General features: G+C 66.1%; 25 protein-coding genes. 20 read left to right on the top strand and 5 right to left on the bottom strand.

The window, feature by feature from the left end:
• Positions 1-42: 42 nt before the first annotated feature.
• A complete protein-coding gene (locus GGC64_RS11760; protein WP_192722698.1) occupies positions 43-597 on the bottom strand; it encodes a TetR/AcrR family transcriptional regulator in 555 nt (184 codons plus the stop codon).
• 48 nt (positions 598-645) lie between these two features.
• Between GGC64_RS11760 and GGC64_RS11755 the strand changes: the two genes are divergently transcribed.
• Positions 646-1,446, top strand: coding sequence for an alpha/beta fold hydrolase (locus tag GGC64_RS11755; RefSeq protein WP_192722697.1), 801 nt, complete (start codon positions 646-648; stop codon positions 1,444-1,446).
• On the opposite strand, the gene GGC64_RS11750 is transcribed toward GGC64_RS11755, so the two are convergent.
• Positions 1,433-1,957 carry a DUF5701 family protein gene (locus GGC64_RS11750; protein ID WP_370582074.1) on the bottom strand — a complete coding sequence of 175 codons (525 nt, stop codon included), beginning with the start codon at positions 1,955-1,957 and terminating at the stop codon, positions 1,433-1,435. The two genes, GGC64_RS11755 and GGC64_RS11750, sit on opposite strands and share 14 nt — an antisense overlap.
• A 108-nt stretch (positions 1,958-2,065) precedes the next feature.
• On the opposite strand from GGC64_RS11750, the gene GGC64_RS11745 reads away from it, so the two are divergent.
• The 3 genes from GGC64_RS11745 to GGC64_RS11735 are packed head-to-tail and all read left to right on the top strand — an operon-like array spanning position 2,066 to position 5,753.
• Positions 2,066-3,460: an allophanate hydrolase gene (locus tag GGC64_RS11745; protein ID WP_192722696.1), complete on the top strand. Its 1,395-nt coding sequence runs from the start codon at positions 2,066-2,068 to the stop codon at positions 3,458-3,460.
• Positions 3,457-4,146 carry a cysteine hydrolase family protein gene (locus GGC64_RS11740; protein WP_192722695.1) on the top strand — a complete coding sequence of 230 codons (690 nt, stop codon included), beginning with the start codon at positions 3,457-3,459 and terminating at the stop codon, positions 4,144-4,146. The genes GGC64_RS11745 and GGC64_RS11740 overlap by 4 nt, the downstream gene beginning before the upstream one ends.
• Before the next feature lie 11 nt (positions 4,147-4,157).
• A complete protein-coding gene (locus tag GGC64_RS11735) occupies positions 4,158-5,753 on the top strand; it encodes a regulator (protein WP_192722694.1) in 1,596 nt (531 codons plus the stop codon).
• Here GGC64_RS11735 and GGC64_RS11730 read toward each other — a convergent pair whose 3' ends face one another.
• The gene (locus GGC64_RS11730) at positions 5,754-6,374 is read right to left on the bottom strand and encodes a TRIC cation channel family protein (protein ID WP_192722693.1); all 621 of its coding nucleotides are present in this window, start codon (positions 6,372-6,374) and stop codon (positions 5,754-5,756) included.
• A gap of 33 nt (positions 6,375-6,407) precedes the next feature.
• Here GGC64_RS11730 and GGC64_RS11725 point away from each other — a divergent pair, with 33 nt between their 5' ends.
• The 6 genes from GGC64_RS11725 to GGC64_RS11700 all read left to right on the top strand — a co-directional run bounded on the left by GGC64_RS11725 (position 6,408) and on the right by GGC64_RS11700 (position 11,871).
• Positions 6,408-6,755 carry a DoxX family protein gene (locus GGC64_RS11725; protein WP_192722692.1) on the top strand — a complete coding sequence of 116 codons (348 nt, stop codon included), beginning with the start codon at positions 6,408-6,410 and terminating at the stop codon, positions 6,753-6,755.
• A gap of 90 nt (positions 6,756-6,845) precedes the next feature.
• Positions 6,846-7,436, top strand: a complete 591-nt coding sequence (locus GGC64_RS11720; RefSeq protein ID WP_192722691.1) for a TetR/AcrR family transcriptional regulator — start codon at positions 6,846-6,848, stop codon at positions 7,434-7,436.
• The gene (locus GGC64_RS11715) at positions 7,429-8,490 is read left to right on the top strand and encodes a hypothetical protein (RefSeq protein ID WP_192722690.1); all 1,062 of its coding nucleotides are present in this window, start codon (positions 7,429-7,431) and stop codon (positions 8,488-8,490) included. The genes GGC64_RS11720 and GGC64_RS11715 overlap by 8 nt, the downstream gene beginning before the upstream one ends.
• Positions 8,426-10,099, top strand: a complete 1,674-nt coding sequence (locus GGC64_RS11710) for a tetratricopeptide repeat protein (RefSeq protein WP_192722689.1) — start codon at positions 8,426-8,428, stop codon at positions 10,097-10,099. Before GGC64_RS11715 ends, GGC64_RS11710 begins: the two co-directional genes overlap by 65 nt.
• 18 nt (positions 10,100-10,117) lie before the next feature.
• Positions 10,118-10,597 carry a nucleoside deaminase gene (locus tag GGC64_RS11705; protein ID WP_192722688.1) on the top strand — a complete coding sequence of 160 codons (480 nt, stop codon included), beginning with the start codon at positions 10,118-10,120 and terminating at the stop codon, positions 10,595-10,597.
• Positions 10,594-11,871, top strand: a complete 1,278-nt coding sequence (locus GGC64_RS11700; protein WP_192722687.1) for an alpha-amylase family glycosyl hydrolase — start codon at positions 10,594-10,596, stop codon at positions 11,869-11,871. Before GGC64_RS11705 ends, GGC64_RS11700 begins: the two co-directional genes overlap by 4 nt.
• Here the strand turns inward: GGC64_RS11700 and GGC64_RS11695 are convergent.
• Entirely contained in the window at positions 11,855-12,325 is a 471-nt protein-coding gene (locus GGC64_RS11695) for a DUF1810 domain-containing protein (protein WP_370582073.1), read from the bottom strand. The two genes, GGC64_RS11700 and GGC64_RS11695, sit on opposite strands and share 17 nt — an antisense overlap.
• A 38-nt stretch (positions 12,326-12,363) precedes the next feature.
• On the opposite strand from GGC64_RS11695, the gene GGC64_RS11690 reads away from it, so the two are divergent.
• The 4 genes from GGC64_RS11690 to GGC64_RS11675 all read left to right on the top strand — a co-directional run bounded on the left by GGC64_RS11690 (position 12,364) and on the right by GGC64_RS11675 (position 18,394).
• On the top strand, positions 12,364-14,550 hold the full coding sequence (locus GGC64_RS11690; protein WP_192722686.1) for an adenylate/guanylate cyclase domain-containing protein: 2,187 nt from the start codon (positions 12,364-12,366) through the stop codon (positions 14,548-14,550).
• Complete coding sequence (locus GGC64_RS11685) at positions 14,547-15,941, top strand: mechanosensitive ion channel family protein (protein WP_192722685.1); 1,395 nt, start codon at positions 14,547-14,549, stop codon at positions 15,939-15,941. Before GGC64_RS11690 ends, GGC64_RS11685 begins: the two co-directional genes overlap by 4 nt.
• A gap of 10 nt (positions 15,942-15,951) precedes the next feature.
• Positions 15,952-17,208, top strand: coding sequence for an alpha-hydroxy acid oxidase (locus GGC64_RS11680; protein ID WP_192722684.1), 1,257 nt, complete (start codon positions 15,952-15,954; stop codon positions 17,206-17,208).
• Positions 17,209-17,398: 190 nt separating this feature from the next.
• On the top strand, positions 17,399-18,394 hold the full coding sequence (locus GGC64_RS11675) for an esterase family protein (RefSeq protein ID WP_192722683.1): 996 nt from the start codon (positions 17,399-17,401) through the stop codon (positions 18,392-18,394).
• Positions 18,395-18,465: 71 nt separating this feature from the next.
• On the opposite strand, the gene GGC64_RS11670 is transcribed toward GGC64_RS11675, so the two are convergent.
• Positions 18,466-19,197 carry an SDR family oxidoreductase gene (locus GGC64_RS11670; RefSeq protein ID WP_192722682.1) on the bottom strand — a complete coding sequence of 244 codons (732 nt, stop codon included), beginning with the start codon at positions 19,195-19,197 and terminating at the stop codon, positions 18,466-18,468.
• Positions 19,198-19,253: 56 nt separating this feature from the next.
• Here GGC64_RS11670 and GGC64_RS11665 point away from each other — a divergent pair, with 56 nt between their 5' ends.
• From GGC64_RS11665 to GGC64_RS11640, 6 genes are read left to right on the top strand one after another with little or no spacing between them, the layout of a single operon-like run.
• Positions 19,254-19,880, top strand: a complete 627-nt coding sequence (locus GGC64_RS11665) for a VC0807 family protein (protein WP_225951705.1) — start codon at positions 19,254-19,256, stop codon at positions 19,878-19,880.
• A gap of 28 nt (positions 19,881-19,908) precedes the next feature.
• The gene (gene lon, locus GGC64_RS11660) at positions 19,909-22,248 is read left to right on the top strand and encodes an endopeptidase La (protein ID WP_192722681.1); all 2,340 of its coding nucleotides are present in this window, start codon (positions 19,909-19,911) and stop codon (positions 22,246-22,248) included.
• Positions 22,248-23,273 carry an LLM class flavin-dependent oxidoreductase gene (locus GGC64_RS11655; protein ID WP_192722680.1) on the top strand — a complete coding sequence of 342 codons (1,026 nt, stop codon included), beginning with the start codon at positions 22,248-22,250 and terminating at the stop codon, positions 23,271-23,273. The genes lon and GGC64_RS11655 overlap by 1 nt, the downstream gene beginning before the upstream one ends.
• 9 nt (positions 23,274-23,282) lie before the next feature.
• The gene (locus tag GGC64_RS11650) at positions 23,283-23,615 is read left to right on the top strand and encodes a TfoX/Sxy family protein (RefSeq protein ID WP_192722679.1); all 333 of its coding nucleotides are present in this window, start codon (positions 23,283-23,285) and stop codon (positions 23,613-23,615) included.
• On the top strand, positions 23,581-24,351 hold the full coding sequence (locus GGC64_RS11645; RefSeq protein ID WP_192722678.1) for a DUF72 domain-containing protein: 771 nt from the start codon (positions 23,581-23,583) through the stop codon (positions 24,349-24,351). Before GGC64_RS11650 ends, GGC64_RS11645 begins: the two co-directional genes overlap by 35 nt.
• Before the next feature lie 27 nt (positions 24,352-24,378).
• The gene (locus GGC64_RS11640; protein ID WP_192722677.1) at positions 24,379-25,569 is read left to right on the top strand and encodes an NAD(P)/FAD-dependent oxidoreductase; all 1,191 of its coding nucleotides are present in this window, start codon (positions 24,379-24,381) and stop codon (positions 25,567-25,569) included.
• Positions 25,570-25,572 lie beyond the last annotated feature (3 nt).

The following is a 25,572-nucleotide window of genomic DNA, read 5'->3' as shown; positions in this document are numbered from 1 at the left end:
AGAACACGTTCTAGTGCAGCTTGTCGAGTTGCTGACCGCGGCTCATCGCACCAGCGCGCCGAGCGCTGCCCGGGCCGCCGAATCGCGACGGCCGAGTTCTAGCTCCATCAACGCGCACTCGGCCGTCGCAGCGATCCACAACCGCGCCGATGCCCGGGGATGGCGCGCACCGAGTGCCTCGAAGTCGGCAGCCACCACATCGACGTTCATTCGATTGCGGCGCATGACCTCATCGGCGATCGGCAGATGGCCTCGCGCCTCCAGCAGTAGCGCTTTAACGCCGCGGTCGCGCAGACACGCGTCCAAATAGGTGGCGGCCACCGCGGTGAGCCGGTCTTTGCCAGGCGCCATCTCGGCGATGGCCGACATCACCTCGTCGAACAGCACATCGTGAAAGCGCCGATGCAGCGCGACCAGATACGACACCCGATCCGGAAAGTGATGGAAGAACGTGCCTTTCGACACCCCAGCACTCGCGACGACGGCGTTCACCGACAAGCCTTCCAGTCCCAGCTCCTCTGCGAGCACCAGCCCCGTCTCGATCAGTTTCGCGCGGGTCTGCTGCGCGGCGGCAACTCTCTTGTTCGCCACTTCCACATGCGATAGTGTAACTGACCGACCGACCGGTCAATGAAAGGTTCGGCGATGGCAACCATGCACACCGCACTCGGCACCGTTTCCTACACCGATGAGGGCTCCGGCCCGCCTGTCGTGTTGCTCCACGCGGCGCTGCACGACAGCACCGATTTCGCCCCCGTGACCGAATGCCTGGGCAAGGGCCGGCGTGTCATCGCGCTCGACTGGCCCGGCCACGGCGAGTCTCCCCTGCCCGCTACCCCGCTGCGCGCAGTCGAATTCGGCGATCTGCTCATCGAATTCGCGGATCGACTGGACCTCACCAACGCTGTCCTCGTCGGAAACTCGGTCGGCGGTTACGCGGCATGCCGACTGGCGCTGGAGCGGCCCGAGCGCGTAGCCGGTGTGGTGCTGATCAACAACGGCGGCTTCACCCCGCACAGCGTCTTCACCCGGTTCTTCTGCGGCGTGATGGGCCACCCCGCCGTGATCAAGGTCGTGTTCCCGCTGATCGTCCGCGCGTACATGCGCGCGAAGAACCCGACCGACAGGGCCGTCGTCGACCGCGTCGTCGCGCGCGCCAAGACGGACGGCGGTGCGCGCACCGCGGCGGCGTTGTGGAGAAGCTTCACCGACCCCGGTCACGACCTGCGCGGGCGGGCCGCCCAGATCAGCGTGCCGGTGCTGATCACCTGGGGCGCCAAGGACATCACCGCGCCGCTGCGATGGGGCAAGGCGGTGCAGGCGGCCATCCCGGGGTCCCGGTTGGCGACACTGCCGACGGGTCACGTGGTGTTCTCGTCGGAGCCGCAGGCTTGGCTCGACACGGTCACACCCTTCGTCGACACGGCGCTGATCAGTCGACGCTGAATCTGCCGCCGGCAGAGGCGAATCCGAGCCAAGTGTGCCGATTGCCCGCCCAGCACCAGCCGACCTTCGGCGCGTTGCGGTTCGCAGGCCCGTCGCGCCCGGTGCCGTTGCTGATCCACACCGCGGGTGTCCTGGGGTCAAGGGAGCCGTCGGGCTTGCGACGGCGTGATCCGATGGTCATGAAGCAGTGGTTGCGCTCGAGCACATCGGGCTGCTGCAGCAGCCACTGCAATCCTTCGGTCAGCGTGAGCGGCGTCCGCCCGGCGTCCTCGATGGCGCGCAGCGCCTCCTCTGGACTCCAGTTGGCCATCGCATCACCGCGGTCGAGGTCGCGCAGCAGATAGCGCGGCGCATCCGGCAACACCACCGACGGGATCGGTGCGAAGTCGTCGACGTCGGTCATGTCTGCCACCACGAAGCCCGGTTTGCCGTTGAGGCGGAGCAGCGGTGCCAGCGCCGACGCGGTGGCAAGATCCTGATGCACGACAAGCAACGACTCCGCAGTGGCCACGGTGAACACAACGGCCCGTCGCGTTCCGAGAGTTCCCGAACAGCACAGCTAACACAAACGACACACGCTCGACCCGCGATCGCCATCAAGCTCACGAATATTTACCGGATGGCAGCTAACGCGCATGGACCGTCCGTCGGGCCATCCGTCGCCGAGATACTGGCATCACATGCCGGCGGCACCGGTTCGCCCACCAAGACGGCGGCCCGGGTGGCCGATGCGATCGCCGCCCGTGGTGACGACGGCACCTGGCTCTCGACGGTGCCAAGGGATGAGTTGTTGGCCGCCGCCGAAGAGATCGAAAAGCGCGAAGGCGCACGCACTCTGCCGCTCTACGGCGTTCCGTTCGGCGTCAAGGACAGCATCGATGTCGAGGGTGTGCCGACCACCCTGTCGTGCCCCGACTACGCATACGTGGCGTCGACGACGGCGCCGGTGGTGCGCCGGCTGCTCGACGCGGGCGCCTTGTACGTCGGCAAGACGAATCTGGATCAGTTCGCGACCGGACTCAACGGCACCCGCACGCCCTATCCGATCCCGCGCAGCGTTTACGGCGGCGAGATGATCTCCGGCGGCTCGAGTTCGGGCTCCGCGCTGGCGGTCGCGCTCGGCCAGGTGCCGTTCGCCGTCGCCACCGACACCGCGGGTTCCGGCCGGGTTCCCGCCGCTCTCAACGGCGTCGTCGGGTTCAAACCGTCGCGCGGCGTGATCAGCACGGTGGGACTCGTCCCGGCATGCAAGTCGTTGGACTGCATCAGCCTGATGGCGGGCTCGATCGACGATGTCGACCGCGTCTTCGACGTGGTGGCGGCCCGCGACGACAACGATGCCTGGTCACGCGATCGCGGGCCGCGCTACGGCGGCTCACCGATCCGGGTCGGCTTACCGCCCGCAGACGAGCTCGAGTTCTTCGGCGACGAGCCGATGCGCCGCGCCCACCTGGGATTCCGCGAACACCTGGCCCGCACCGCCACCATCGTCGACGTCTCGTTGGAGCCTTTCCTGGCGGCAGGTGAGCTGCTCTACCAGGGTCCGTGGGTGGCCGAGCGGCTCGTCGAGTTCGGTGATTTCCTTGCCGCCCAACCGGATTCGATACACCCCGTAGTCAGAGAGATCTTGCGAGGCGGCCTGAAGTACACCGCGGTCGACGCGTTCGCTGCGCTGCAGCGGCTGGCCGAACTCAAGGCGGCGGCGGCGCGACTATGGCAGCGGATGGATGTTCTGGTGGTGCCGACCATCGGCACCACATTCACCGTCGAGCAGGTGCTTGCCGCGCCGATCGACTGCAACACCATGCTCGGCCACTACACACACTTCGGCAACCTGCTCGACCTCCTGGGGGCGGTGCTGCCCCTCGGCCTCACCAGCGATGGGCGGCCTTACAGCGCAATGCTTCTCGGCGCGGCAGGCACAGACGACACCGTTCTGCATCTCGCCGCGCAAATTCTCGACGAGCCGCGAACATCGTCGGCCGCAACGACCATGAGCGAGGAGCGGGTATGAGCCCCATCGAAGTGCCGGCCGAACCCTCATCGTTTCGACTGATTGCCGGCCAGACCGCGTTGATCGTGATCGACATGCAACGAGACTTCTTGCTGCCGGGCGGGTTTGGCGAAAGCCTCGGCAACGACGTCGCCCAGCTGCTCAAGGTCGTCCCTCCGCTGGCCGACCTCATTGCCGCGGCCCGTGACGCGGGAGTCATGGTGATCCACACCCGGGAGGGCCATGAGCCCGACCTTTCGGACTGCCCGCCCGCCAAGCTCAATCGCGGCGCCCCGTCGAAACGCATCGGCGACGACGGCAGATACGGCCGCATCCTGATCCGCGGCGAGTACGGACACGACATCGTCGACGAGCTGGCGCCGATCGACGGCGAGGTCGTCATCGACAAACCCGGCAAGGGCGCGTTCTACGCCACCGAACTACAGGACATTCTCACCGAAGCCGGCATCACCCAGCTGCTCGTCACCGGCGTGACCACCGAGGTGTGCGTGCACACCACCACCCGTGAGGCCAACGATCGAGGCTACGAGTGCCTCGTCGTATCCGATTGCGTCGGTTCGTATTTCCCCGAGTTCCAGCGCGTCGGGCTCGACATGATCAAGGCGCAGGGCGGCATCTTCGGATGGGTCGCCGACACCGCCGCCGTGATACCTGCGCTGCACGCGCTGACCACCGCCGCCGCCTGAAAGGACTCTCAATGACGACCGACGTCACGAAGCCAGCCGCCGACCCGCCGGTCGATCCGCCACGAACGTCGTTGCCCGCGTGGACCCGCGGCGACACCAACGCGTTCTTCGGGCTCGGGTTCAACATTCTGGTCAACGTCCTGACACTGACCGGCCTGATGATCGGCGTCGTGTCGGTGCCCGCAGGCGACGTCCTCGGCACCGTGTTGCCCGCTCTCGGGGTGGCGTTGATCCTCGGCAACTTGTATTACACGTTTCTGGCGCGCCGGCTGGCCCGTCGGGAGAACCGCGACGACGTGACCGCACTGCCGTACGGCCCAAGCGTGCCGCATATGTTCATCGTGGTGTTCGTTGTGATGCTGCCGGTGTACCTCAACACGAAGGACCCGATTCAGGCGTGGTCGGCCGGGCTGGCGTGGGCGTTCATGATCGGTGTGATCGTGATGATCGGCGCGTTCGTCGGCCCCTACATCCGAGCGATCACCCCGCGCGCGGCGATGCTCGGGACGCTGGCCGGTATTTCGATCACATTCATCTCGATGCGTCCCGCAGCGCAGATGTGGGAGGCGGCGTGGATCGGCCTGCCCGTGATGGCCATCATCTTGATCGGCTTCTTCACCGATGTGAAGCTGCCGTTCGGCATTCCGGTCGGGCTTGCCGCTCTGCTCGTCGGCACCGCGATCGGATGGATCGGCGGTTACATGTCGGCACCCGATGTGGGAAAGGCGATCTCCGACATCGCGATCGGCATTCCGGATCTGCGGCTGGATCTGCTGTTCCACGGCCTTTCGAATTTGGCGCCCCTGCTGGGCACCGCGATTCCGTTGGGCGTCTATAACTTCACCGAGGCGATGAGCAACGTGGAGAGCGCCGCCGCCGCGGGCGACAACTTCAACCTGCGCAGTGTGCTGCTCGCCGATGGGGCGGGCGCGGTGATCGGCTCGGCGTTCGGATCGCCGTTTCCGCCAGCCGTCTACATCGGCCACCCGGGCTGGAAGGACGCAGGCGGGCGCGCCAACTATTCACTTGCCAGCGGCGTGGTGATCGGAATCCTCTGTTTCCTCGGGCTTTTCGGGGTGCTCGACAGCCTGCTGCCGGTGCCTGCAATCGTGCCGATCCTGCTCTACATCGGGCTGTTGATCGGCGCCCAGGCCTTTCAGGCCGTGCCGCGACTGCACGCCGTGGCTGTCGTCGCGGCGCTGCTGCCCAACCTCGCCCAGTGGGCCAGCGGACTCATCGACAACGCGTTGAATGCGGCGGGCACCTCTGCGCCCAAGGTCGGCGTCGACGCGCTCAACAAGGCCGGTGTCGTGTATGAGGGGCTGCAGACACTCGGAGAGGGCGCCATCCTCGTCGGCCTTGTCCTCGGCACCATGGTCGCCTTCATTCTGGAAAAGAAGTTCGTCTATGCCGCGATCGCGTCGTTCGTCGGCGCGGTGTTGTCGTTCGTCGGTCTCATTCACGCGCCCGAGGTGGCGTGGGCGGCCAACCCGCAAGTCGCGCTGGGCTACGTGTTCTTCGGAATCGTCTGTGTCGCTTACTCATTCCTGCCCGGCGCCAAGGACCCGGTGGTAGTCGACGAAGCGGACGTCATCGCCGGCCACTGACTAGGCATCCGGCATGATCAACTCGCGTGGGCCGGTCGGGAGCCGCCAGTGGAACGCCAATGCAGCGAGGCGCAGTAGCGTCGCAAGCGCGCTGCCGACTGCAACACCCACCCACTGCGGCCCGAAATAGTCGATCGTCACGTAGGTTACGGCGCCGAGCAACGCGGGCAGCGCGTACAGATCGTCAGGACCCATGACATAGGGAACCTCGCGAGCGATCACATCGCGCAGCATGCCGCCCGCGATGGCCGTGAGCATGCCAATGATGGCCGCCGCGAACCAACTGGCGCCGGCGTCGACCGCGATGGCCGCACCCGAGGTGGCGAAGAAGCCCATCCCGATCGCATCAAGGACCAACACCGCCGTGTTCATCCGCAACACGAGATGGGAGAACGGCGTTGCGACCGCGACGGCGAGCAGTGCGACGGTGATGTTGGGCCAGTGCTGAATTGAATACGGCGGTCTGTCGAGCAGCAGATCGCGCAGCACGCCCCCGCCTACGCCGGTGAGCACCCCCAGCGTTGCGATGCCGAACAGGTCGAAGCCCTTACGAACACCCACAGTGGCACCTGACGCCGCGAACACCGCAATGCCTACGTAGTTGAGGATTATCTGGAGCACGCGAAGAACGCTAGTCAGTTACTCTGCTCGAAGATGGACACCGCCACCGTTGTCGTGACGATCCTGCTCGCCGTGCTCTTCACATTCGCCGCGAGCATCAAACTGCTCGGTGTCCCCCAGTCGCTGGCCATCCGCGACCACCTCGGCGTCAAACCGCTGCAATGGCGGCTGATCGGCGTGTGCGAACTGGCAGGCGTGGCCGGCGCGCTCGTCGGTCTGCTCTGGGCCCCGATCGGGATCGCCGCAGCGATCGGCCTTGCGCTGTTGTCGATCGGGGCCATCGCGTTTCATCTGCGGGCCTCCGATGGCGCCAAGGACACATCGGCCGCCGTGATCGGGCTCGCACTCGCGGTCGCCACCGCCGTACTGCACACGCTCTGAAGTAGCGGCCGTCACACCTGATCAGACAGGTGTCTTAGATTACCTAAACTTTCGTAGTCAGCTGTCTACGAAGTCGCTTACGCTGCTCGTATGGCCGCACGAGCGCACAGCATCGATCCCCGCGCAGAACGGGTCCGCACCCGCCTGCGTGAGGCAGCGTTTGCGTTGGCGCACGAGCGGCCGGTCGACGAGCTGACCGTCGGCGACATCGTCGCCCGCGCTCAGGTCAGCAGGCAGGTCTTCTACCAACACTTCACCGATCGCGACGACGCGATCTCGACCGCATTCACTGTCGCGTTCGCCGCGGCGACCGCAGACATTCACGGTGACGCCCGCGCCCGCATTCTGCGGCTGTTCGACTTCGCCTCCGAGCACCGGTCCATGTACCGCAACATCGTGCCCAGCGCGGTGACGCAACGGGTGGTGACGGCGTTCCGCGCCGAACTGCAGCCCGCGTGCGTCCAGATCGCGACAAACGGCATGCCGGTGGTCTCACCGATCGCCAGCCTCACCCCGGAATCGGTCAGCCGATTTCTGGTCGGCGGGTTCATGGAGGTGCTGCGGGCGTGGATGGAAGACCCCGACTCGACCGACCTGAGCGGCCGCGCCAGTGCGGCGCTCGACACCGTCAACGCCCTACTCGGCCTCACCACTTCTTCGAAAGGTCCCCAGAATGGCTAAGCATCAGGCCCCCGAGCGGCACCCGGTGCGCGATCGCGCCGCTGTGCGCACCGTGGCACTCGCGATGGTCGGGCTCACGCTCTTCGTGCTCGCCATGATTGCGAGCTATTCCGGCGCGTTCGCCAAACCGACGTTGCACCACATGTCCGTCGCTGTCGCGGGCCCACAGCAACTCGTGGACGGCATCCGCGGCCAGGACACGCTGTCGGTCACCCAAGTCGGCGACGTAGCGGCCGCGCGCCAGCAGGTCTACGAGCGCAAGACCGACGCCGCGTACGCGGTCGCCGCGCCCGGTGAGTTGAAGATCTACGTCGCGGGCGGCGGCGGCAAGAGCGTTGCCACCGCAGCAGAGACCGTCGGCCGGAGCATCGCCGCCAAGGCAGGTCTGAACCCGTCGGTTGAGGACGTCGCGCCGGCATCGGCCGGTGACCCGTCCGGAACGGTCGAGTTCTACGCGATCATCTTCATCTCGATCGGCGCGTCCGTCGGGGCCACGGTGTTGGGTCGCCTGATGGGCACCGTGCGCACACCGCTGACGCTGGCGCTGCGGACCGCGACGCTGGCCGGGTTCTCGGCGCTGCTGGCGGGCGCGGTGACCGTTTACGTCGACGTGATTCTTGGTGCGCTGACCGGGCACACCTGGCAGGTGTTCGGTGCGTTGTGGTTGTACGCGATGGCAGTCGGCGGGGCAATCACGGGTGTGGCGGCCGCGTTCGGGTCGGTCGCGTCGATGGCGCTGACGGCCTTCCTGGTCGTGATCGGCAACGCCGCGGCCGCTGGTCCGGTGGGCCGCCCGCTGCTGTCGGGCTTCTATTCGACGTTCACCACGATCGTGCCGCAGGGCTCCGGGGTTTCGCTGCTGCGCAGCGTCTCCTACTTCGGCGGCAACGGCGCGCAGGCGCCGCTTGTGACGCTGGCGATCTGGGGTGCGGCGGGCTGCGTGCTCGCTATCGCCGCGACCGCCTCGCGGGTGAATTATCGTGCGACCCATGACCATCTCGCTGTCCGCGACCGAGCCGTATTACGACCTGGGGTCCTATCACCGGCCGACTGATACGCCCTCGCCGCAGGCCCAGATCTGGTTCGACCGCGGCATGGTCTGGGCCTACGCGTTCAACCACGAAGAGGCGATCCGCTGCTTCGACCGCGCTCTTGAACTCGATCCCGATCTGGCGATCGCTCGCTGGGGCATCGCCTACTCGATCGGGCCGAATTACAACAAGGCGTGGGAGGCGTTCGATCCCGTCGATCTGTCCGTGTCGCTGGCGCGGGCGCGGATGGAACTCGGCCTTGCCGGCAAAGGACGCGCATCCGCCGTCGAACATGCTCTGATCGAGGCGCTGCTGGCCCGCTTTCCTACCGACGATCCCGACGACACAGAAGCGCTACAGGCCGGGCACGCCGCGTACGCCGACGCGATGGTCGCGCTCGGTGCGGCCTACCCCGACGACATCGACGTGCAGGCGCTGACGGCCGACGCGCTGGTCAACATCACCGCATGGGCGTTGTGGGACACCAGAACCGGCGAGCCCGCACCGGGCTCACGGGTGGCAGAGGCCAAGCGGATACTCGATGACGCGCTGGCAACAGCGGCGGGCCGCGAGCACCCCGGGGTGCTGCACCTGTATCTGCACACGATGGAGATGTCGGGCACCCCTCAAGAGGCACTGCCCGCGGCCGATCTGCTGCGCGGCCTGGTCCCGGACGCGGGTCACCTGGAGCACATGCCCAGCCATATCGACGTGCTGTGCGGCAATTACCGCGACTCGGTCGTGGCGAATCTGTCTGCGGTGCAAGCCGATCGGCAGTTCGTCGAGCGCGAAGGACCGCTGAACTTCTACTCGCTGTACCGTGCGCACAACCTGCACTTCATCGTCTATTCGGCGATGTTCGAAGGCAACTCGCGGGCGGCGTTCGAGGCAGCCGACGAACTCGCAGCACAGCTCACGCCTGACCTGCTGGCCATCGAGTCGCCGCCGATGGCCGACTGGCTGGAGGCGTTCGTGCCGTTGCGGATTCACGTGCTGGTGCGCTTCGGTCGGTGGGACGAGTTGATCGCGCAACCTCTTCCCGACGATGTCCAGTTGTACTGCACCACCGCCGCGACCATCCACTACGGCCGTGGCGTCGCACACGCCGCCAAAGGCCAACTGCCGCAGGCACATGCCGAGCGACAGGCCTTCGGAGAGGCGTATACCCGCATCCCCGACAGCCGCTACCTGTTCAACAACACCGCGCGAGACATCCTGGCGATCGCTGCCGAGATGCTCGACGGCGAGATCGCCTACCGCGAGCAACGGTTTGATGAAGCATTTCAACATCTAAGGCGGGCAATCGAACTCGACGATTCGTTGCCTTACGACGAACCTTGGGGCTGGATGCAACCGACGCGCCACGCATACGGCGCCCTGCTGCTGGAGCAGGGCCACGTCGAGCAGGCCGCACAGGTGTACGCCGCAGATCTGGGACTCGACCCCACGCTGGCGCGGCCATGTCAACACCCTGGCAACGTGTGGAGCCTGCACGGCTATCACGAATGCCTGCAACGGCTGGGCCGTACCGATGAGGCGGCGATCATCGGTCAACAACTCGACCTGCTGAAGGCGCGCGCCGACGTCCCGATCGCGGCGTCATGCGCGTGCCGACTCGAGGTCTGTCACTGACTGCGTAAACTGCGGCCTGTGGCGATCAGCGACGACGACCTCGAACGGCTGCGCCACTGCGTGGAACTCGCGCAGGTGGCGCTGGACGACGGTGACGAGCCGTTCGGCTCGATCCTGGTCGACGGTGACGGTGCCGTTCGTTTCGAGGACCGCAACCGCGTCAAGGACGGCGACCAGACCCGCCACCCCGAATTCGCGATCGCGCAGTGGGCCGTCGACAACCTGACGCCTGACGAACGCGCCGTCGCCACTGTCTACACCTCCGGTGAACACTGTCCGATGTGCGCGGCCGGCCACGCGTGGGTCGGGTTGGGCCGCATCGTCTACGCCACCTCGTCGGAGCAGCTGACCCAATGGCGCACCGAATGGGGTGCACCACCGTCGCCCGTCGCGCCGCTGCCGATCAACGCCGTCGCGCCCAGGGTGCCAGTCGACGGGCCCGCACCCGAACTCGCCGAGACCATGAAAGCCCTCTACGAGGCGAAGTTCCGGGCATGACAGAACCGGCTTGGGTCGAGCACGCGATCTGGTGGCAGGTCTACCCGCTGGGCTTCGTCGGCGCCTATCCGGCCGATCCGCCGCCTGCCGCAGACGAACACCGGATGCGCCGCATCGCCGACTGGTTCGACCACGCCATCGCGCTCGGCGCGTCGGGCGTCGCTCTCGGTCCCGTTTTCGCGTCTCGCACGCACGGCTACGACACCACCGACCACTACCGCATCGACGCACGCCTTGGCGACGACTCCGATTTCGACCACCTGATCGCCGAGGCCCGCAGCCGCGGGCTGCGGGTGCTGCTCGACGGGGTGTTCAACCACGTCGCCACAGATTTCGCGCGTACGGAGTGGTTTCGCAAGCGCGGCAACAGCTTTGACACCTTCGAGGGCCACGGCGAGCTGATCGCGCTCGACCACGACAACCCAGACGTCATCGACTACACCGTCGACGTCATGACGCACTGGCTGCGCCGCGGCGCCGACGGGTGGCGCCTGGATGCCGCCTACGCGGTATCTGACCGGTTCTGGGCCGCCGTCCTGCCCCGGGTTCGCGCGGAATTTCCCGACGCGTGGTTCGTCGGAGAGGTCATCCACGGGGATTACGTCGCGCGGGTGCGGGACTCCGGCTTCGACTCCGTGACCCAATACGAGCTGTGGAAGGCGATCTGGAGCAGCCTCAACGACGGCAACTTCCACGAACTCGACTGGGCACTGTTGCGCCACAACGAGTTTCTCGACGATTTCGTGCCGTTGACATTCGTGGGCAACCACGACGTCACCCGGATCGCCAGCCGGCTGGACGACACCCGCCACCTCGAACACGCGCTGGTGCTCCTGTTGACGACAGGGGGTACGCCGAGCGTGTACGCCGGGGACGAGGCTGCGTACCGCGGGGTCAAGGAGGAACGGTTCGGCGGCGACGACGCCGTGCGGCCCGAATTCACCGCTCCCCTAGCGGGTGTCGACGAACACGGCCACGCCATCTATCGGTTGCACCAGTACCTGATCGGGTTGCGTCGCCGCCATCCGTGGCTGCACACCGCACGAACGACGAAGCTGCAGCTGACCAATCGGCAATTCGCCTACGCGACCCGTAACGGCGCCGACGTGCTGGTGGTGGCTCTCAACATCGACGACGCGCCGATGCGGGTGTCACTTGGCGAGCTCGGCTTTGCGCAGGGTCGGCTTGTGGCGGGGTCGGGCGCGCCGCCGCAGGAGGTCGTCACCGAGCATGTGATCGAGCCGCACGGCTGGCTGATCATCGCGCCGTGTTGAGCAGTTCCACGGTGGCCGGATCCTCTTCGCCGCCGTAGAACTTGTCGAGCACCGCCCGAAAACCGGCCTCGGTTTCGGGCTCGTCGGATGCACGCGCGAACAGCGTCATCGACGACCGCACCTTCAGGTTGTCGGGCCAGCCGAATATTTCGTCGACGGAGCGGCCGTCGATCGCCGCGACCAACTCCGTGCACTCGCGCAGTCGGGCTCCCAGCACAGGGTGTGCCAGATACGCCCGCGCCTCGTCGAGCGTGGAAATGCCGTAGTGCTGCGCGGTGGGGCTGCGACCAAGGCCTCGCAGCTGCGGAAACACGAACCAGATCCAATGACTGCGCTTGGCGCCGGCGCGCAATTCGGCGAGCACCGTGTCATAGATTCGCTGCTGCGCGCCGACAAAGCGATGCAGATCGAACGGATCTGCACCAGTCGCGGACAACGATTTGCCTACAGTCACTTCATCGTCAAGTTTTGCAAGCTAATGTTCGGGATTCAATGACGACTACCACCGACACGGAATCCTCGGTCGAACCGGAGCCGGAGCCCGCGCCTGCGGCCAAGCCGCGAAGCTGGCGTCGCCGCGCCCTGTCCCGGATCAGCATCCAGTCCAAGCTGCTGGTGATGCTGTTGCTGACCAGTGTCGTGTGCGCTGCCGTGGTCGGCGCCATCGGGTTTCACTCCGGGCGGACCTCATTGCGGGCATCGGCGTTCGACCGGCTGACCGAGATCAGGGAATCGCAGGCGCGCCAACTCGAGGCCAAGTTCAACGACCTCGAGGACTCTCTTGTCATCTACACCAGGGGCGCGACGACGACCGAGGCCATCGAGGGGTTCACCGCGGCCTTCGACCAATTGAACAGTGCGACCGTTACCCCGCCCCAATGGCAATCGGTCGTCGACTACTACCGCAACCAATTCGCGAAGACCGAAGAGGCGCAGACCGGTAATCAAGTCGACATCAACGGATTGTTGCCGACCTCGAATGCGGAGAAATATCTACAGGCCAATTACACGACGCGTTTCACGGACTGGAACCAGTCGATACGTCTCGAAGACGCGGGCGACGGCAGCGCGTGGTCGGCCGCCAATGCGCGGTTCAACGACTTCTTCCGAGAGATCGTGCTGCGCTTCGAGTTCGAGGACGCGCTGCTGCTGGACACCCGCGGAAACGTGGTCTACAGCGCCTACAAGGGTGTCGATCTCGGCACGAACATCCTCAACGGCCCGTACCGCGAGAACGAGCTGAGTGACGCCTACTCGAAGGCGCTGGCCTCCCACGCCGTGGACTACGTCGGGATCACCGATTTCGGCGACTACCAGCCCGCCGATGAGCCCACCGCATGGATGGTGTCGCCGGTCGGCCCGCCGGGCCGGGCGGAAGGCGTTCTGGCGCTGCAGTTCCCGATATCGAAGATCAACGCATTGATGACGGTGAACGGTAAGTGGGAAGCCGCCGGAATGGGCAAGACCGGCGAGACCTACCTGGTGGGACCGGATGATCTGATGCGGTCCGACTCGCGGCTGTTCCTGGAGAACCCCGATCAGTTCAAACGTGATGTGATCAACGCGGGCACCCCGCCCGACGTGGCACAGGAGTCGATCCGTCAGCATGGCACCACCCTCGTGCAGCCGGTGAAGAACGAGGCAACCCGGCTGGCGCAGCGTGGGCAGCGCGGCACCCTGATCGAGGACGACTATCTCGGGCACCGGACACTGCAGGCCTACGCGCCGGTCGACCTGCGCGGGCTGCACTGGTCGATGATCGCGAAGATCGACTCGACCGAGGCCTTTGAGCCGGTGTTCACGTTTACCCGCACTCTCGTAATCTCAACGGCGGTAATCATTTTCGTGGTCTGTCTGGCCGCGATGTTGCTGGCGCGGCTGTTCGTCAGGCCGATCCGGCGGCTCGAAGCCGGTGCTCAGCAGATCAGCGCAGGCGACTACAACGTCACGCTGCCGGTCAAATCACGCGACGAGTTCGGCGACCTGACCGTCGCGTTCAACGACATGAGCCGCAACCTGGCGATCAAGGAAGAGTTGCTCGCCGAGCAGCGGCGTGAGAACGACCGGCTGTTGCGCTCGCTGATGCCCGAGCAGGTTGTGCAGCGCTACCGCGAGGGCGAAGAGACGATTGCACAAGATCACCAGAACGTGACGGTGATCTTCGCCGATATCGTCGGTTTGGACGAGCTGGCCGCCGAGCTGAGCTCCGAAGAGCTGCTGACGATCGTGAATCGGCTGACTCGCCAATTCGACGCTGCGGCAGAGAATCTGGGCGTCGAACAGGTCAGGACGCTGCACAATGGCTACCTCGCCAGCTGCGGTTTGAGTACGCCGCGCCTTGACAATGTACGGCGCACAGTCGACTTCGCGATCGAGATGCACCGCACCATCGACCGTTTCAACGCCGAGACCGGAAACGAGCTGAAGTTGCGGGCAGGCATCGACACCGGCACCGTGACGAGTGGTCTCGTCGGCCGCTCTACGCTCGCGTACGACATGTGGGGGTCTGCGGTCAACCTGGCGTATCAGGTGCAGAGCGGATCGCCGCAGGGTGGCGTCTACGTCACCTCGAGGGTCTACGACGCGATGCGCGACACCCGCACGTTCACCTCGGCGGGCGAGATCACCGTCGACGGCGAGGCGGAGCCGATCTGGCGATTGGCGGAGCGTCAGCCGTGACACTGGCGGCACCATGGTTCTACTGGGCGATCGGCGTCGCGATCGCCTTCCCCGTCTGCCTGGTGCTGCTCACAGAACTCCAGAACGCGCTGCGACGTCGCGGCAGTTTTCTCGCGCGGCCCGTGCATTTGGTGCGCAATTACCTGCTCCCCCTCGGCGCGCTGCTGGTCCTGCTTGTCGGGGCGATGGAGATTTCCGGCGAGACGACGCCGGTCCGTGTGGTGGCGACGGTATTCGGCTTCGTGGTCCTCGTGCTGCTCCTCTCGGGCACCAACGCGACCCTGTTTCAGGGTGCACCGGAAGGCTCGTGGCGCAAGCGGATTCCGTCGATCTTCCTCGACGTGGCGCGGTTCGCGCTGATCGCCATCGGTGTCGGGCTGATGCTGGCCTACATCTGGGGCGCCCACATCGGTGGCTTGTTCACCGCGCTCGGTGTGTCGTCGATCGTGCTCGGCCTCACGTTGCAGAACTCCGTCGGGCAGATCATCTCGGGTCTGCTGGTGCTGTTCGAGCAACCGTTTCAATTGGGCGACTGGATCGAAACCCCGACTGCACGCGGCCGGGTGGTCGAAGTCAACTGGCGGGCAACGCATATCGACACCGGCAGCGGACTGCTGATCATGCCGAACTCGGTACTCGCGGCGGCATCGTTCACCAACTTCAGCCGACCGCCCGGCACCCACTCGCTGGTCGTCACCACGCAGTTCGGCTTCGACGACGCGCCCGACGACATCTGCGCGATGCTGACCCGCGTGGCGTCGGCGTTGCCGCAGCTGCGACCTGACTCGACGCCGGTCAGCCGGCCGGCAGGAGGAATGGAATACCGCACGGTGATCCCGCTGCGGTCACCGGCCGACGACATCGTCACGCGGGCGACGTTCCTGCGCTGGGTCTGGTACGCATCGCGTCGCGCAGGTCTGCATCTCGACGAGGCGGAAGATGAGTTCGAAACCCGCGACCGGCTCGAGGCGTCGATAAAAATCATCTCGCCGACCCTGCGACTGACGCAGGCAGAGCAAGAGGAATTGCTCCCCCGTGCCCGCCTCACCAGGTACGCGACGGACGAGTACGTTCAGGTCGCCGGTCAGGTGCCAAAGCGGATGACGTTCATCGTCAACGGCCACGTCCAGCTCGCCATCACCGATGACGAGGGCGCCGTCATACCCGTGCGTACCCTCGAAGAGGGTGACTTCCTCGGCAGCACGACACTCACCAGAGAGCCCGCCGCCACCACCGCCTACGCACTCGACGAGGTGACCGTTTTGCAGATCGACCGCGAATACGTCGAAGAACTGGTTGGCCGAAAGCCGCTGTTACTCCAGGACATCGGCCGCACCATCGAACAACGGCGTGCCAGCATCCAACGGGCGTTGGCCGCCACGGACGACTAGTGAGCGCGTCATGAAGCGACGCGTGCCAAGACCGGGTGAGCTTGCACCGCTGATCGGCTTCAAGCGACCCCAGCTCGATGTGACGAAGCGCCGCCTGCAATCTGCACTGACCATCGAGGACCTGCGCCGAATCGCCAAGCGTCGCACACCGAAGGCCGCGTTCGACTACACCGACGGCGCCGCCGAGGACGAGCTGTCACTGGCGCGCGCCCGGCAGGCGTTCCGCGACATCGAGTTTCACCCGTCGATTCTGCGAAACGTCGAGAAGGTCGACACCGGCCGCACGGTGCTCGGTGATCACGTCGCGTTGCCGTTCGGGATAGCGCCGACGGGCTTCACCCGGCTGATGCAGACCGAGGGCGAGATCGCAGGCGCCCACGCCGCGGCCCGCGCCGGGATTCCGTTTTCTCTCTCGACGCTGGGCACCTGCTCCATCGAAGACGTCAAGGCGGCAAACCCGCACGGGCGCAACTGGTTTCAGCTCTACATGTGGAAGGACCGCGATCGGTCGATGGCTTTGGTCGAGCGCGCGGCCGCGGCTGGCTTCGACACGCTGCTGGTGACGGTCGACGTTCCGGTAGCGGGCGCGCGGCTGCGGGACACCCGAAACGGCATGTCCATTCCTCCGACTCTGACGATGCGGACAATCCTTGACGCGGTGCCGCGGCCACGCTGGTGGTTCGACCTGCTGACCACCGAACCGCTGTCGTTCGCGTCGCTGGACCGCTGGCCCGGAACCGTCGCGCAGTACCTGGACACCATGTTCGACCCGACGGTGACGTTCGAGGATCTGGCGTGGATCAAGGCGCAATGGCCGAACAAGCTGGTGGTCAAGGGAATTCAGACCCTGGCCGACGCCCGCGCTGTCGTCGACCTCGGTGTCGACGGCGTGTTGCTGTCCAATCACGGCGGTCGCCAACTCGACCGCGCGCCGGTCCCGTTCCACCTGCTGCCTGCCGTCGCCCGGGAGCTCGGACGCGACACGGAGATTTTGCTGGACACCGGGATCATGGCGGGCGCGGACATCGTCGCGGCGATCGCGCTCGGCGCGCGGTTCACCCTCGTCGGGCGGGCCTATCTGTACGGCTTGATGGCAGGTGGTGAGGCGGGCGTCGACCGGGCCGTCGAAATCCTCTCCGCGCAGGTCATCCGCACGATGCGGCTGCTCGGTGTGACCTCGCTCGACGAGCTGACGCCGCACCACGTGACACAGCTGTACCGGATGGGGCGCGCCGCGCCAAGCGTCGACAGCGAGTCACAGCTGTAACTCTGTTCTCACAGGTCACACACCAAATCGGCTGTTCTCGAGTCCGCGCCGAGTCGGAATCGTTAGCCAACCGCGACTTCACAACACGGTGTCGCACCACCACTCACGCGGCCTCGGCCTGTTTCATTACGCAGGAAAGCGACGGCAATTGCTTTTGTGACACGTAATGAAAGGTGGGTTGGTTGCCGTTATGAAGTTAATTGAGAGGTTTCGGACCAAGTGGTCGCGCCGACTGGCGGTGGGTGCCGTTGCGGCGGCGATCCTGCCCGGACTGATCGGCTTCGTCGGGGGTTCGGCGACTGCCAATGCGTTCTCACGACCGGGTCTGCCCGTCGAATATCTGGATGTGTTCTCGGCTGCGATGAACCGCAACATCCGCGTCCAATTCCAAGGTGGCGGAACGCATGCGGTGTATCTGCTCGACGGTCTGCGCGCCCAGGACGACTACAACGGCTGGGACATCAACACCCCGGCGTTCGAGTGGTACAACGGTTCCGGTCTGTCGCTCGTGATGCCGGTGGGCGGCCAGTCCAGCTTCTACACGGACTGGTATCAGCCGTCGCGGGGCAACGGTCAGGACTACACCTACAAGTGGGAGACGTTCCTGACCCAGGAGCTCCCGGCGTGGCTGGAGGCCAACAAGGGTGTTTCGCAGAACGGCAACGCGGTGGTCGGCATCTCGATGGCTGGCAGCACGGCGCTGACGTACTCGATCTACTACCCGCAGAAGTTCATCTACGCCGCATCGCTGTCGGGCTTCCTGAACCCCTCCGAGGGGTGGTGGCCGATGCTGATCGGGCTGGCGATGAACGACGCCGGTGGCTACAACGCCGAGAGCATGTGGGGTCCGTCGTCCGACCCGGCGTGGAAGCGCAACGACCCGATGGTCAACATGGCCCAGCTGGTCGCCAACAACACCAGGATCTGGATCTACTGCGGCACCGGCACCCCGTCGGATCTCGACTCGGGTAGCTCATCGGAGAACCTGATGGCCGCGCAGTTCCTGGAAGGATTCACGTTGCGGACCAACGTGACGTTCCGGGACAACTACGTCGCGGCCGGTGGCAGCAACGGGGTGTTCAACTTCCCGTCGCAGGGCACGCACACCTGGGCCTACTGGGGCCAGCAGGTGCAGCAGATGCTGCCGGACATCCAGCGGGTGCTGGGGGCGCAAGCGTCCGCGTAACGACCACCCACAACCAGGGAGCCTGCCGTCACCCCCGAACGGCAGGCTCCCTGCTCGTTCGGGGGTCGCCGTCAGCTTTGGACCGTCGGGCGGATGGTGATGTCGCCGATCTCCACGTCGTGGGGCTGTTCGATGGCGAACGCGACCGCTCGGGCCACGGCGTCGGGCGCAAGCCCGAAAGTGTCCATGCTGGAACGTATCTGGGCCCGCAGCGCGGGGTCGGTGATCGAGCTGTCCAACTCGGTGCGCACGAAGCCCGGTGAGATGGACGTGGTCCGGATCGTGCCGTCGGTCGACTCCTGCCGCAGCGCCTCCATCACCGTGCGCACGGCGTTCTTGGTGCCCGCATAGACGCCCATGTCGGGCGTGATCTTCAGGCCCGCGGTCGACACGATCGTCACGAAATGGCCCCGGCCCTGCGAGACGAACACCGGCATGGCCGCGGCGATCCCGTTCAGCACACCGCGCAGGTTCACATCGATCATCGACGACCAGCCGGCCAGGTCCGCGTCGGCCATCGGCCCGATGACACTGATGCCTGCATTGGCCACCAACACGTCGAGGCGGCCGAACTCCGACACCGCGGTCGAGACCAGGCGCTGCAGATCCTCGGGTCTGGTGACGTCGATCGTGGCGGTCGCCACCTCGGCGCCGCCGCCGCGTAGTTCGGCGGCGATGCGGTCGAGCCGGTCGGTTCGGCGCGCGCCAAGCACCACGGCCGCGCCGCGAGCGGCGAGCACGCGGGCGGTGGCTTCCCCGATGCCGCTGCTGGCCCCGGTGATGGCGATGACGGTCTTGGTCATGTGAGCTACGACCTCACTCATCCCTTCGCTATTCCGATCTCAGTAATGTGGCCTCGATGACTGAATCCCGGCGGCGCGCGATGTTTCTCGGCATTGCGCTCGATATCGCCCCGCCGCTGATCGGCTACTACGGCCTGCGTGCTGCAGGGGCATCCGAGTACGTCGCACTGCTGACGGCCACGATCCTGTCCGGGCTGAAGGTCACCTACGACGCGGTCAAGGCGCGGCGCCTGGATCCGTTCGCCGGCTATCTGGTGCTCACCTTCGGGCTGAGCCTGGCCGTGGCGCTGGCCACCACCGATCCGAAGCTCATCCTCTCTGGCAACACGGCGGTCAACGGGATCAGCGGGCTGATCTTTCTCGGCAGCTGCGTGATCGGGACTCCCCTGACGCAGGTGGTGGCCGAACGGTTCCGGCCGGCTGACGACGAAGGCACGGACGAACCGGGCGCGCAGGCCTATCGCCGTCGCGTCCACATTCTGCTGTCCGCGATGTGGGGCGTCGGGCTGCTCATCGAGGTCGCGGCGCGGCTGGTGATCATCGCCCGGGTGTCCGTCGACGTCGCGAACGGTGTGACCTCGATCGTCTCCTGGGCGACGATCGGCGTGCTGATGGCGGCCACATTCGCGATCGGGGGCCGCGCGCACGCGCGATGGGAACAAAGGAGCGCCGTCCAGGGTTGAGTCGATCTGACTGAACTTTGGAGGAGCTATGGCTGAAGCCAAATCCGTGCCTGTCTTGTTCTTGAGCGACTCGATCGTGCTGCCCGGCATGGTCGTGCCGATCGAGCTCGATGACGCGGCACGTGCCGCTGTCGATGCCGCCCGGGCCAGCGAGTCCGGCGAGCTGCTGATCGCCCCGCGTCTCGAGGACCGATACCCGTCCTATGGCGTGCTGGCATCGATCGTGCAGGTCGGCCGGGTCGCCGGGGGCATCGCAGCGGTGGTGCGCGGCAACAGCCGCGCCCAGATCGGAGCTGGCGCCAACGGTCCGGGGCCTGCCCTGTGGGTCGAGGTGACCGAAGTCACCGAGCCCGCCGCGACCGACGAGACCCGTGCACTGGCCGCCGAATACAAGAAGCTGCTGCTGGCCTACCTGCAGCGGCGGGAGGCGTGGCAGATCGTCGACTTCGTCAACCAGCTGACCGACCCGTCGGCGCTGGCGGACACGGCCGGCTACGCGTCGTACCTGACGCAGGTGCAGAAGCGCCAACTGCTCGAGACACCCGACGTGGCCGAGCGGTTGCGGGCGCTGATCGAGTGGAACAGCGACCACCTGGCCGAGGTCGAGGTCAACGACAAGATCGCCGAAGACGTCCGCGAAGGCATGGAGAAGACGCAGAAGGAGTTCCTGCTGCGTCAGCAGTTGGCGGCCATCCGCAAGGAACTCGGGGAATCGGAAGACGGGGCCGGATCTTCTGATGACTACCGGAGCCGCGTCGAGGCAGCCGATCTGCCCGAGAAGGTTCGCGAAGCCGCGCTGCGCGAGGTGGGCAAGCTGGAGCGATCCAGCGAGCAGAGTCCGGAGGGCGGTTGGATCCGCACCTGGCTGGACACCGTGCTGGACCTGCCCTGGAACACGCGCACCGAGGACTCGACCGACTTGAAGTCGGCGCGCGAGATTCTCGACGCCGACCACCACGGGCTGGAGGACGTCAAGGATCGCATCGTCGAATACCTGGCCGTGCGGGCCCGTCGCGCACAGCGCGGCATGGCGGTCGTCGGCGGCCGCGGCTCCGGCGCCGTGATGGTGCTGGCCGGTCCGCCGGGCGTCGGCAAGACGTCGCTTGGTGAGAGCGTCGCAAGAGCGTTGGGCCGCAAGTTCGTTCGCGTGGCCCTTGGTGGTGTTCGCGACGAGGCCGAGATCCGTGGCCACCGGCGGACCTACGTCGGCGCGCTGCCCGGTCGCATCGTGCGTGCGATCGGCGAGGCGGGGTCGATGAATCCTGTTGTGCTGCTTGACGAGATCGACAAGGTCGGCTCCGACTACCGGGGCGACCCGTCGGCGGCGCTGCTCGAGGTGCTGGACCCTGCGCAGAACCACACGTTCCGCGACCACTACCTGGAGCTGGACCTGGACCTGTCCGATGTCGTGTTCCTCGCGACGGCCAACGTGATCGAGAACATCCCGTCGGCCCTGCTGGACCGGATGGAGCTGATCCAGATCGACGGCTACACCGCCGACGACAAGGTCGCGATCGCGCGCGACTTCCTGCTGCCCCGGCAGCGGGAGCGGGCCGCGCTGACTGACGACGAGGTCACCGTGACCGAGGATGCGCTGCGCAAGATCGCGGCCGACTACACCCGCGAGCCAGGGGTTCGACAGTTCGAGCGGTTGCTGGCCAAGGCGCTGCGCAAGGCAACCACAAAACTGGCATCAGAGGGATCGACCAACCTCGTCATCGATGAGCCGGATCTCGTTGGCTACCTTGGCCGTCCGCGCTTCATGCCGGAATCGGAGGAACGCACGGCGGTGCCGGGTGTGGCGACGGGTCTGGCGGTGACGGGCCTCGGCGGCGATGTGCTCTACATCGAGGCCGGCGCCACCGATGGAGAACCGGGGCTGCAGTTGACCGGTCAACTGGGCGACGTGATGAAGGAGTCGGCGCAGATCGCGCTGTCCTACGTCCGCAGTCACGCCGCACAGTTGGGCGTCGACCCCAAGGCGCTGGACCGCCGGATCCACGTGCACGTGCCTGCGGGTGCGGTGCCCAAGGACGGGCCGTCGGCAGGCGTGACGATGGTGACCGCGCTGGTGTCGATGGCCACCGGGCGTCAGGTGCGTTCGGATGTCGGCATGACCGGCGAGGTGACGTTGAACGGCCGCGTGCTGCCGATCGGTGGTGTGAAGCAGAAGCTGCTTGCCGCGCAACGGGCAGGGCTGTCAACGGTTTTCATCCCACAACGCAACGAGGCCGACCTCGACCCCGAACATGGAGGGGTCCCGGCCGATGTCCTCGAGTCGCTGGACGTCAAGCCGATGACCGACGTCGCCGACATCGTCGCGCAGGCGCTTGAGCCTGCGGACAGTCCGGCTACCGTGGCCGCCTGATGCCAGCACCCGGAAAGCCGTTGCGCAAGCTCGGATTCCTGACGATCGGCCGTTTCGATGCGGCCGATCCAGGACCCGGGCACGAGCTGACGCTGTCGATGATCGAGCGCGCTGAAGCGCTCGGTTTCGACAGCGTCTGGCTGCGGTGTCGGCACCTGCAACCGGGCATCTCGTCGCCGGTCGCGATCATGGCGGCAGCGACTCAACGCACCAGCCGGATCGAATTGGGCACGGCGGTGATCCCGCTCGGTCTGGAGAATCCGCTGCGGCTGGCCGAGGACCTCGCGACGGTCGACGTCCTGTCGGGTGGCCGGATCAATCCCGGCGTCTCGGTTGGCACGCCCATGCTCTACGACCACTACAAGACCAGTCTCTACCCGGAAACCCATGCGCTGGAGAACTTTTCGAAGGATCGGGTGCTGCGGCTGCTGGCGTGTCTTCGCGGCGACCCCGTGAGCGACTTCGAGGGCAAGGTCGGCATCGAAGATTTCACCCGCAACGTGCAGCCACATTCATCCGGCCTGGCTTCGCGGGTCTGGTACGGCGGCGGGCTGTCGTCCGCGATCTGGGCCGGCCAGCAGCGCATCAACTACATGACCAGTTCGGTGGTCAGCATCGAAGGCGCCGAGTCCCGCGATTTCGCGACCATTCAGGGTGAGCACATCGATGCGTTCCTGGCGCATCATCCAGAGGGACGCGTGTCACACGGCCTTGTCGTGATTCCGACCGACTCGGCTTCGCCGGCGCAGATCGAGAAGTACCGCGCGTACGCTGCGTCCCGCTTCGAACGCACAAAGTCACCGCAGGGCCCGCGCGGCATGATGTTCTCCCCCGATTACGTCGGCACGTCCGACGAACTTGCCGAGACGCTGTACAACCACGCCGGCTTCCAACGTGCCAACGAGGTGGCGTTCGCGCTGCCGTTCACGTTCGACGAGGACGACTATGTCCAGATCGTGACGGATATGGCGGAGAAGCTGGGGCCGAAGTTGGGCTGGACGCCGAATGTCGGGGCCGAGCGCTAACGTCCTTTCATGGCCTATGACGAAGACCTGGCCTACCGGATCCGTGAGCTCATCGCCGCCGAACGCGGCGTCGAGGAAAAGCGGATGTTCGGTGGACTGGCGTTCCTGATCAACGGCAACATGTCGGTGGCCGCCAGCGGCCGCGGCGGGCTGATGGTGCGCGTTCCTCCGGACGAGACGGAAAAGCTGGTGGCCCGCGACCACGTCGAACCGATGATCATGGCGGGGCGTGAGACTCGGGGCTGGATTCGGGTATCCATCGACGGTGTCAAGACGAAACGCCAGCTTGCGGGCTGGGTGAGCCGCGGTGTCGACTACGCGAAAAGCCTCCCGCCGAAGTAACGAGATCCGCATCGGCACCTCCGGCTGGTCCTATGACCACTGGGCAGATGTGCTGTATCGGCCAGGCCTGCCGGTGGCCAAGAGGCTGGCCCGCTATGTCGAGGAGTACGACACCGTCGAACTCAACGCCAGCTTCTACCGGTGGCCGAAAGACGCCACCTTTTCCGGTTGGCGGGAGCGACTGCCCGCCGGCTTCACGATGTCGGTCAAGGCCCATCGCGGGCTGACGCACTACCGGCGGCTGGGCACACCCGAACCGTGGGTCGAGCGATTCGAGCGGTGCTGGACCGCGCTCGGTGATCGGCGCGAAGCGCTGCTGGTTCAACTGCATCCCGGGATGGAACGCAACGACGAGCGACTCGATCATTTCTTGAGCGCGATGCCTGACTGGATTCCCGTCGCAATGGAGTTGCGGCATCCATCTTGGGACGATCCGGCCGTCTATGCGCTGCTGGAACGTCACGACGCCGCATATGTGGTGATGAGCGGCGCGGGGCTGCGGTGTGTCCCCCGCGCGACAAGCTCGCTGGTGTACGTCCGGATGCACGGACCGCCGCAGGATTCGATGTATTCCGGTTCGTACCCCGACGACGAGCTGCGGCAGTGGGCCGACCGGCTATCCGAATGGCATTCGGAGGGTCGGCGGGTGCTCGTCTACTTCAACAACGACCTCGGCGGCCACGCGATCCGCAACTCACGCACCCTCAAGGAACTGCTCGCGGCACGTGTCGGCTGAACCGGCCTGCGAGTAGGGTCGGATGACATGACAACGTCGTCCACATTCGCCATCGTCGGCGGTGGCCTCGCCGGCGCCAAGGCAGCAGAAGCATTGCGCGACAACGACTTCGACGGTCACGTGGTGTTGTTCGCCGCCGAAGAGCACCTGCCCTATGAGCGTCCGCCGCTGTCCAAGGAATACCTGGCAGGCAAGAAACAAGTCTCAGACTTCACGCCGGCTTCCTCGGCCTGGTATCGCGATCACCACATCGAACTGCAGCTGGGCACCGAAGTCACCGCGATCGACCCGGCCGGCCATACCGTCTCCCTTCCCGACGGCGCTACCGTGCGCTACGACAAGCTCCTGCTCGCCACCGGTTCGCAACCCCGCAGGCCGCCGATCCCCGGCGCCGACGCCGACGGTGTCCACTACCTGCGCACGCTTGACGACGCCGACGCGCTGAATTCCGCACTGGTCGAAGGTTCTTCGCTTGCCGTCGTCGGCGGCGGCTGGATCGGCCTCGAGGTCGCCGCGGGCGCCCGCGACCGCGGCGTCAACGTCACCGTCGTCGAGATGGCCGAGTTGCCGCTGATGGCCGCCCTCGGCCGCGAAGTCGGCGAGGTCTTCGCCGACCTGCACCGCGAACACGGCGTCGACCTCCGCCTCGGCGCCTCGGTTTCGGAGATCACCACCACCGGTGGCAAGGCGACCGGGCTCGCGCTCGGCGACGGCTCCACCGTCGACGCCGACACTGTGCTGGTCGCGGTCGGCGCGGCGCCCAACACGGGGCTTGCCGAGCAAGCCGGCCTGGCCGTCGCCGACGGCGGCGTACTCGTCGATCCGTCGCTGCGCACCAGCGATCCCGACATCTTCGCGGTCGGCGACATCGCCGCCGCCGAGCATCCGCTGTTCGGCACCCGCATCCGCACCGAGCATTGGGCCAACGCGCTCAAGCAGCCCGCGATCGCCGTCGCGGGCATGCTCGGCAAGCAGGTGTCCTACGACGAACTCCCCTACTTCTTCACCGATCAGTACGACCTCGGCATGGAGTACGTCGGCCACGCGCCGCGCTATGAAAGGGTCGTCTTCCGTGGCGACCTGTCCAAGCGCGAGTTCACCGCGTTCTGGCTCGACGGCGACGACCGGGTGGTGGCAGGAATGAATGTGAACATCTGGGAAGGGCTTGACGACATCAAGTCGCTGATCCGGTCCCGTGAACCGTTGGGAGACGCTTGATCC

It is taken from the genome of Mycobacterium sp. OAS707, from assembly GCF_014873705.1.
Classification (GTDB): Bacteria; Actinomycetota; Actinomycetes; order Mycobacteriales; family Mycobacteriaceae; genus Mycobacterium.
Note: the sequence above shows the minus strand (reverse complement) of the source record. Positions and strands in the feature narration are given on the sequence as shown.

Coding starts and splice junctions, on each gene's coding strand:
- GGC64_RS11755 (WP_192722697.1), top strand. CDS start 646: ATGGCAACCATGCACACCGCACTCGGCACCGTTTCCTACACCGATGAG.
- GGC64_RS11745 (WP_192722696.1), top strand. CDS start 2,066: ATGGCAGCTAACGCGCATGGACCGTCCGTCGGGCCATCCGTCGCCGAG.
- GGC64_RS11740 (WP_192722695.1), top strand. CDS start 3,457: ATGAGCCCCATCGAAGTGCCGGCCGAACCCTCATCGTTTCGACTGATT.
- GGC64_RS11735 (WP_192722694.1), top strand. CDS start 4,158: ATGACGACCGACGTCACGAAGCCAGCCGCCGACCCGCCGGTCGATCCG.
- GGC64_RS11725 (WP_192722692.1), top strand. CDS start 6,408: ATGGACACCGCCACCGTTGTCGTGACGATCCTGCTCGCCGTGCTCTTC.
- GGC64_RS11720 (WP_192722691.1), top strand. CDS start 6,846: ATGGCCGCACGAGCGCACAGCATCGATCCCCGCGCAGAACGGGTCCGC.
- GGC64_RS11715 (WP_192722690.1), top strand. CDS start 7,429: ATGGCTAAGCATCAGGCCCCCGAGCGGCACCCGGTGCGCGATCGCGCC.
- GGC64_RS11710 (WP_192722689.1), top strand. CDS start 8,426: ATGACCATCTCGCTGTCCGCGACCGAGCCGTATTACGACCTGGGGTCC.
- GGC64_RS11700 (WP_192722687.1), top strand. CDS start 10,594: ATGACAGAACCGGCTTGGGTCGAGCACGCGATCTGGTGGCAGGTCTAC.
- GGC64_RS11690 (WP_192722686.1), top strand. CDS start 12,364: ATGACGACTACCACCGACACGGAATCCTCGGTCGAACCGGAGCCGGAG.
- GGC64_RS11680 (WP_192722684.1), top strand. CDS start 15,952: ATGAAGCGACGCGTGCCAAGACCGGGTGAGCTTGCACCGCTGATCGGC.
- GGC64_RS11675 (WP_192722683.1), top strand. CDS start 17,399: ATGAAGTTAATTGAGAGGTTTCGGACCAAGTGGTCGCGCCGACTGGCG.
- GGC64_RS11670 (WP_192722682.1), bottom strand. CDS start 19,197: ATGACCAAGACCGTCATCGCCATCACCGGGGCCAGCAGCGGCATCGGG.
- GGC64_RS11665 (WP_225951705.1), top strand. CDS start 19,254: ATGACTGAATCCCGGCGGCGCGCGATGTTTCTCGGCATTGCGCTCGAT.
- lon (WP_192722681.1), top strand. CDS start 19,909: ATGGCTGAAGCCAAATCCGTGCCTGTCTTGTTCTTGAGCGACTCGATC.
- GGC64_RS11655 (WP_192722680.1), top strand. CDS start 22,248: ATGCCAGCACCCGGAAAGCCGTTGCGCAAGCTCGGATTCCTGACGATC.
- GGC64_RS11650 (WP_192722679.1), top strand. CDS start 23,283: ATGGCCTATGACGAAGACCTGGCCTACCGGATCCGTGAGCTCATCGCC.
- GGC64_RS11640 (WP_192722677.1), top strand. CDS start 24,379: ATGACAACGTCGTCCACATTCGCCATCGTCGGCGGTGGCCTCGCCGGC.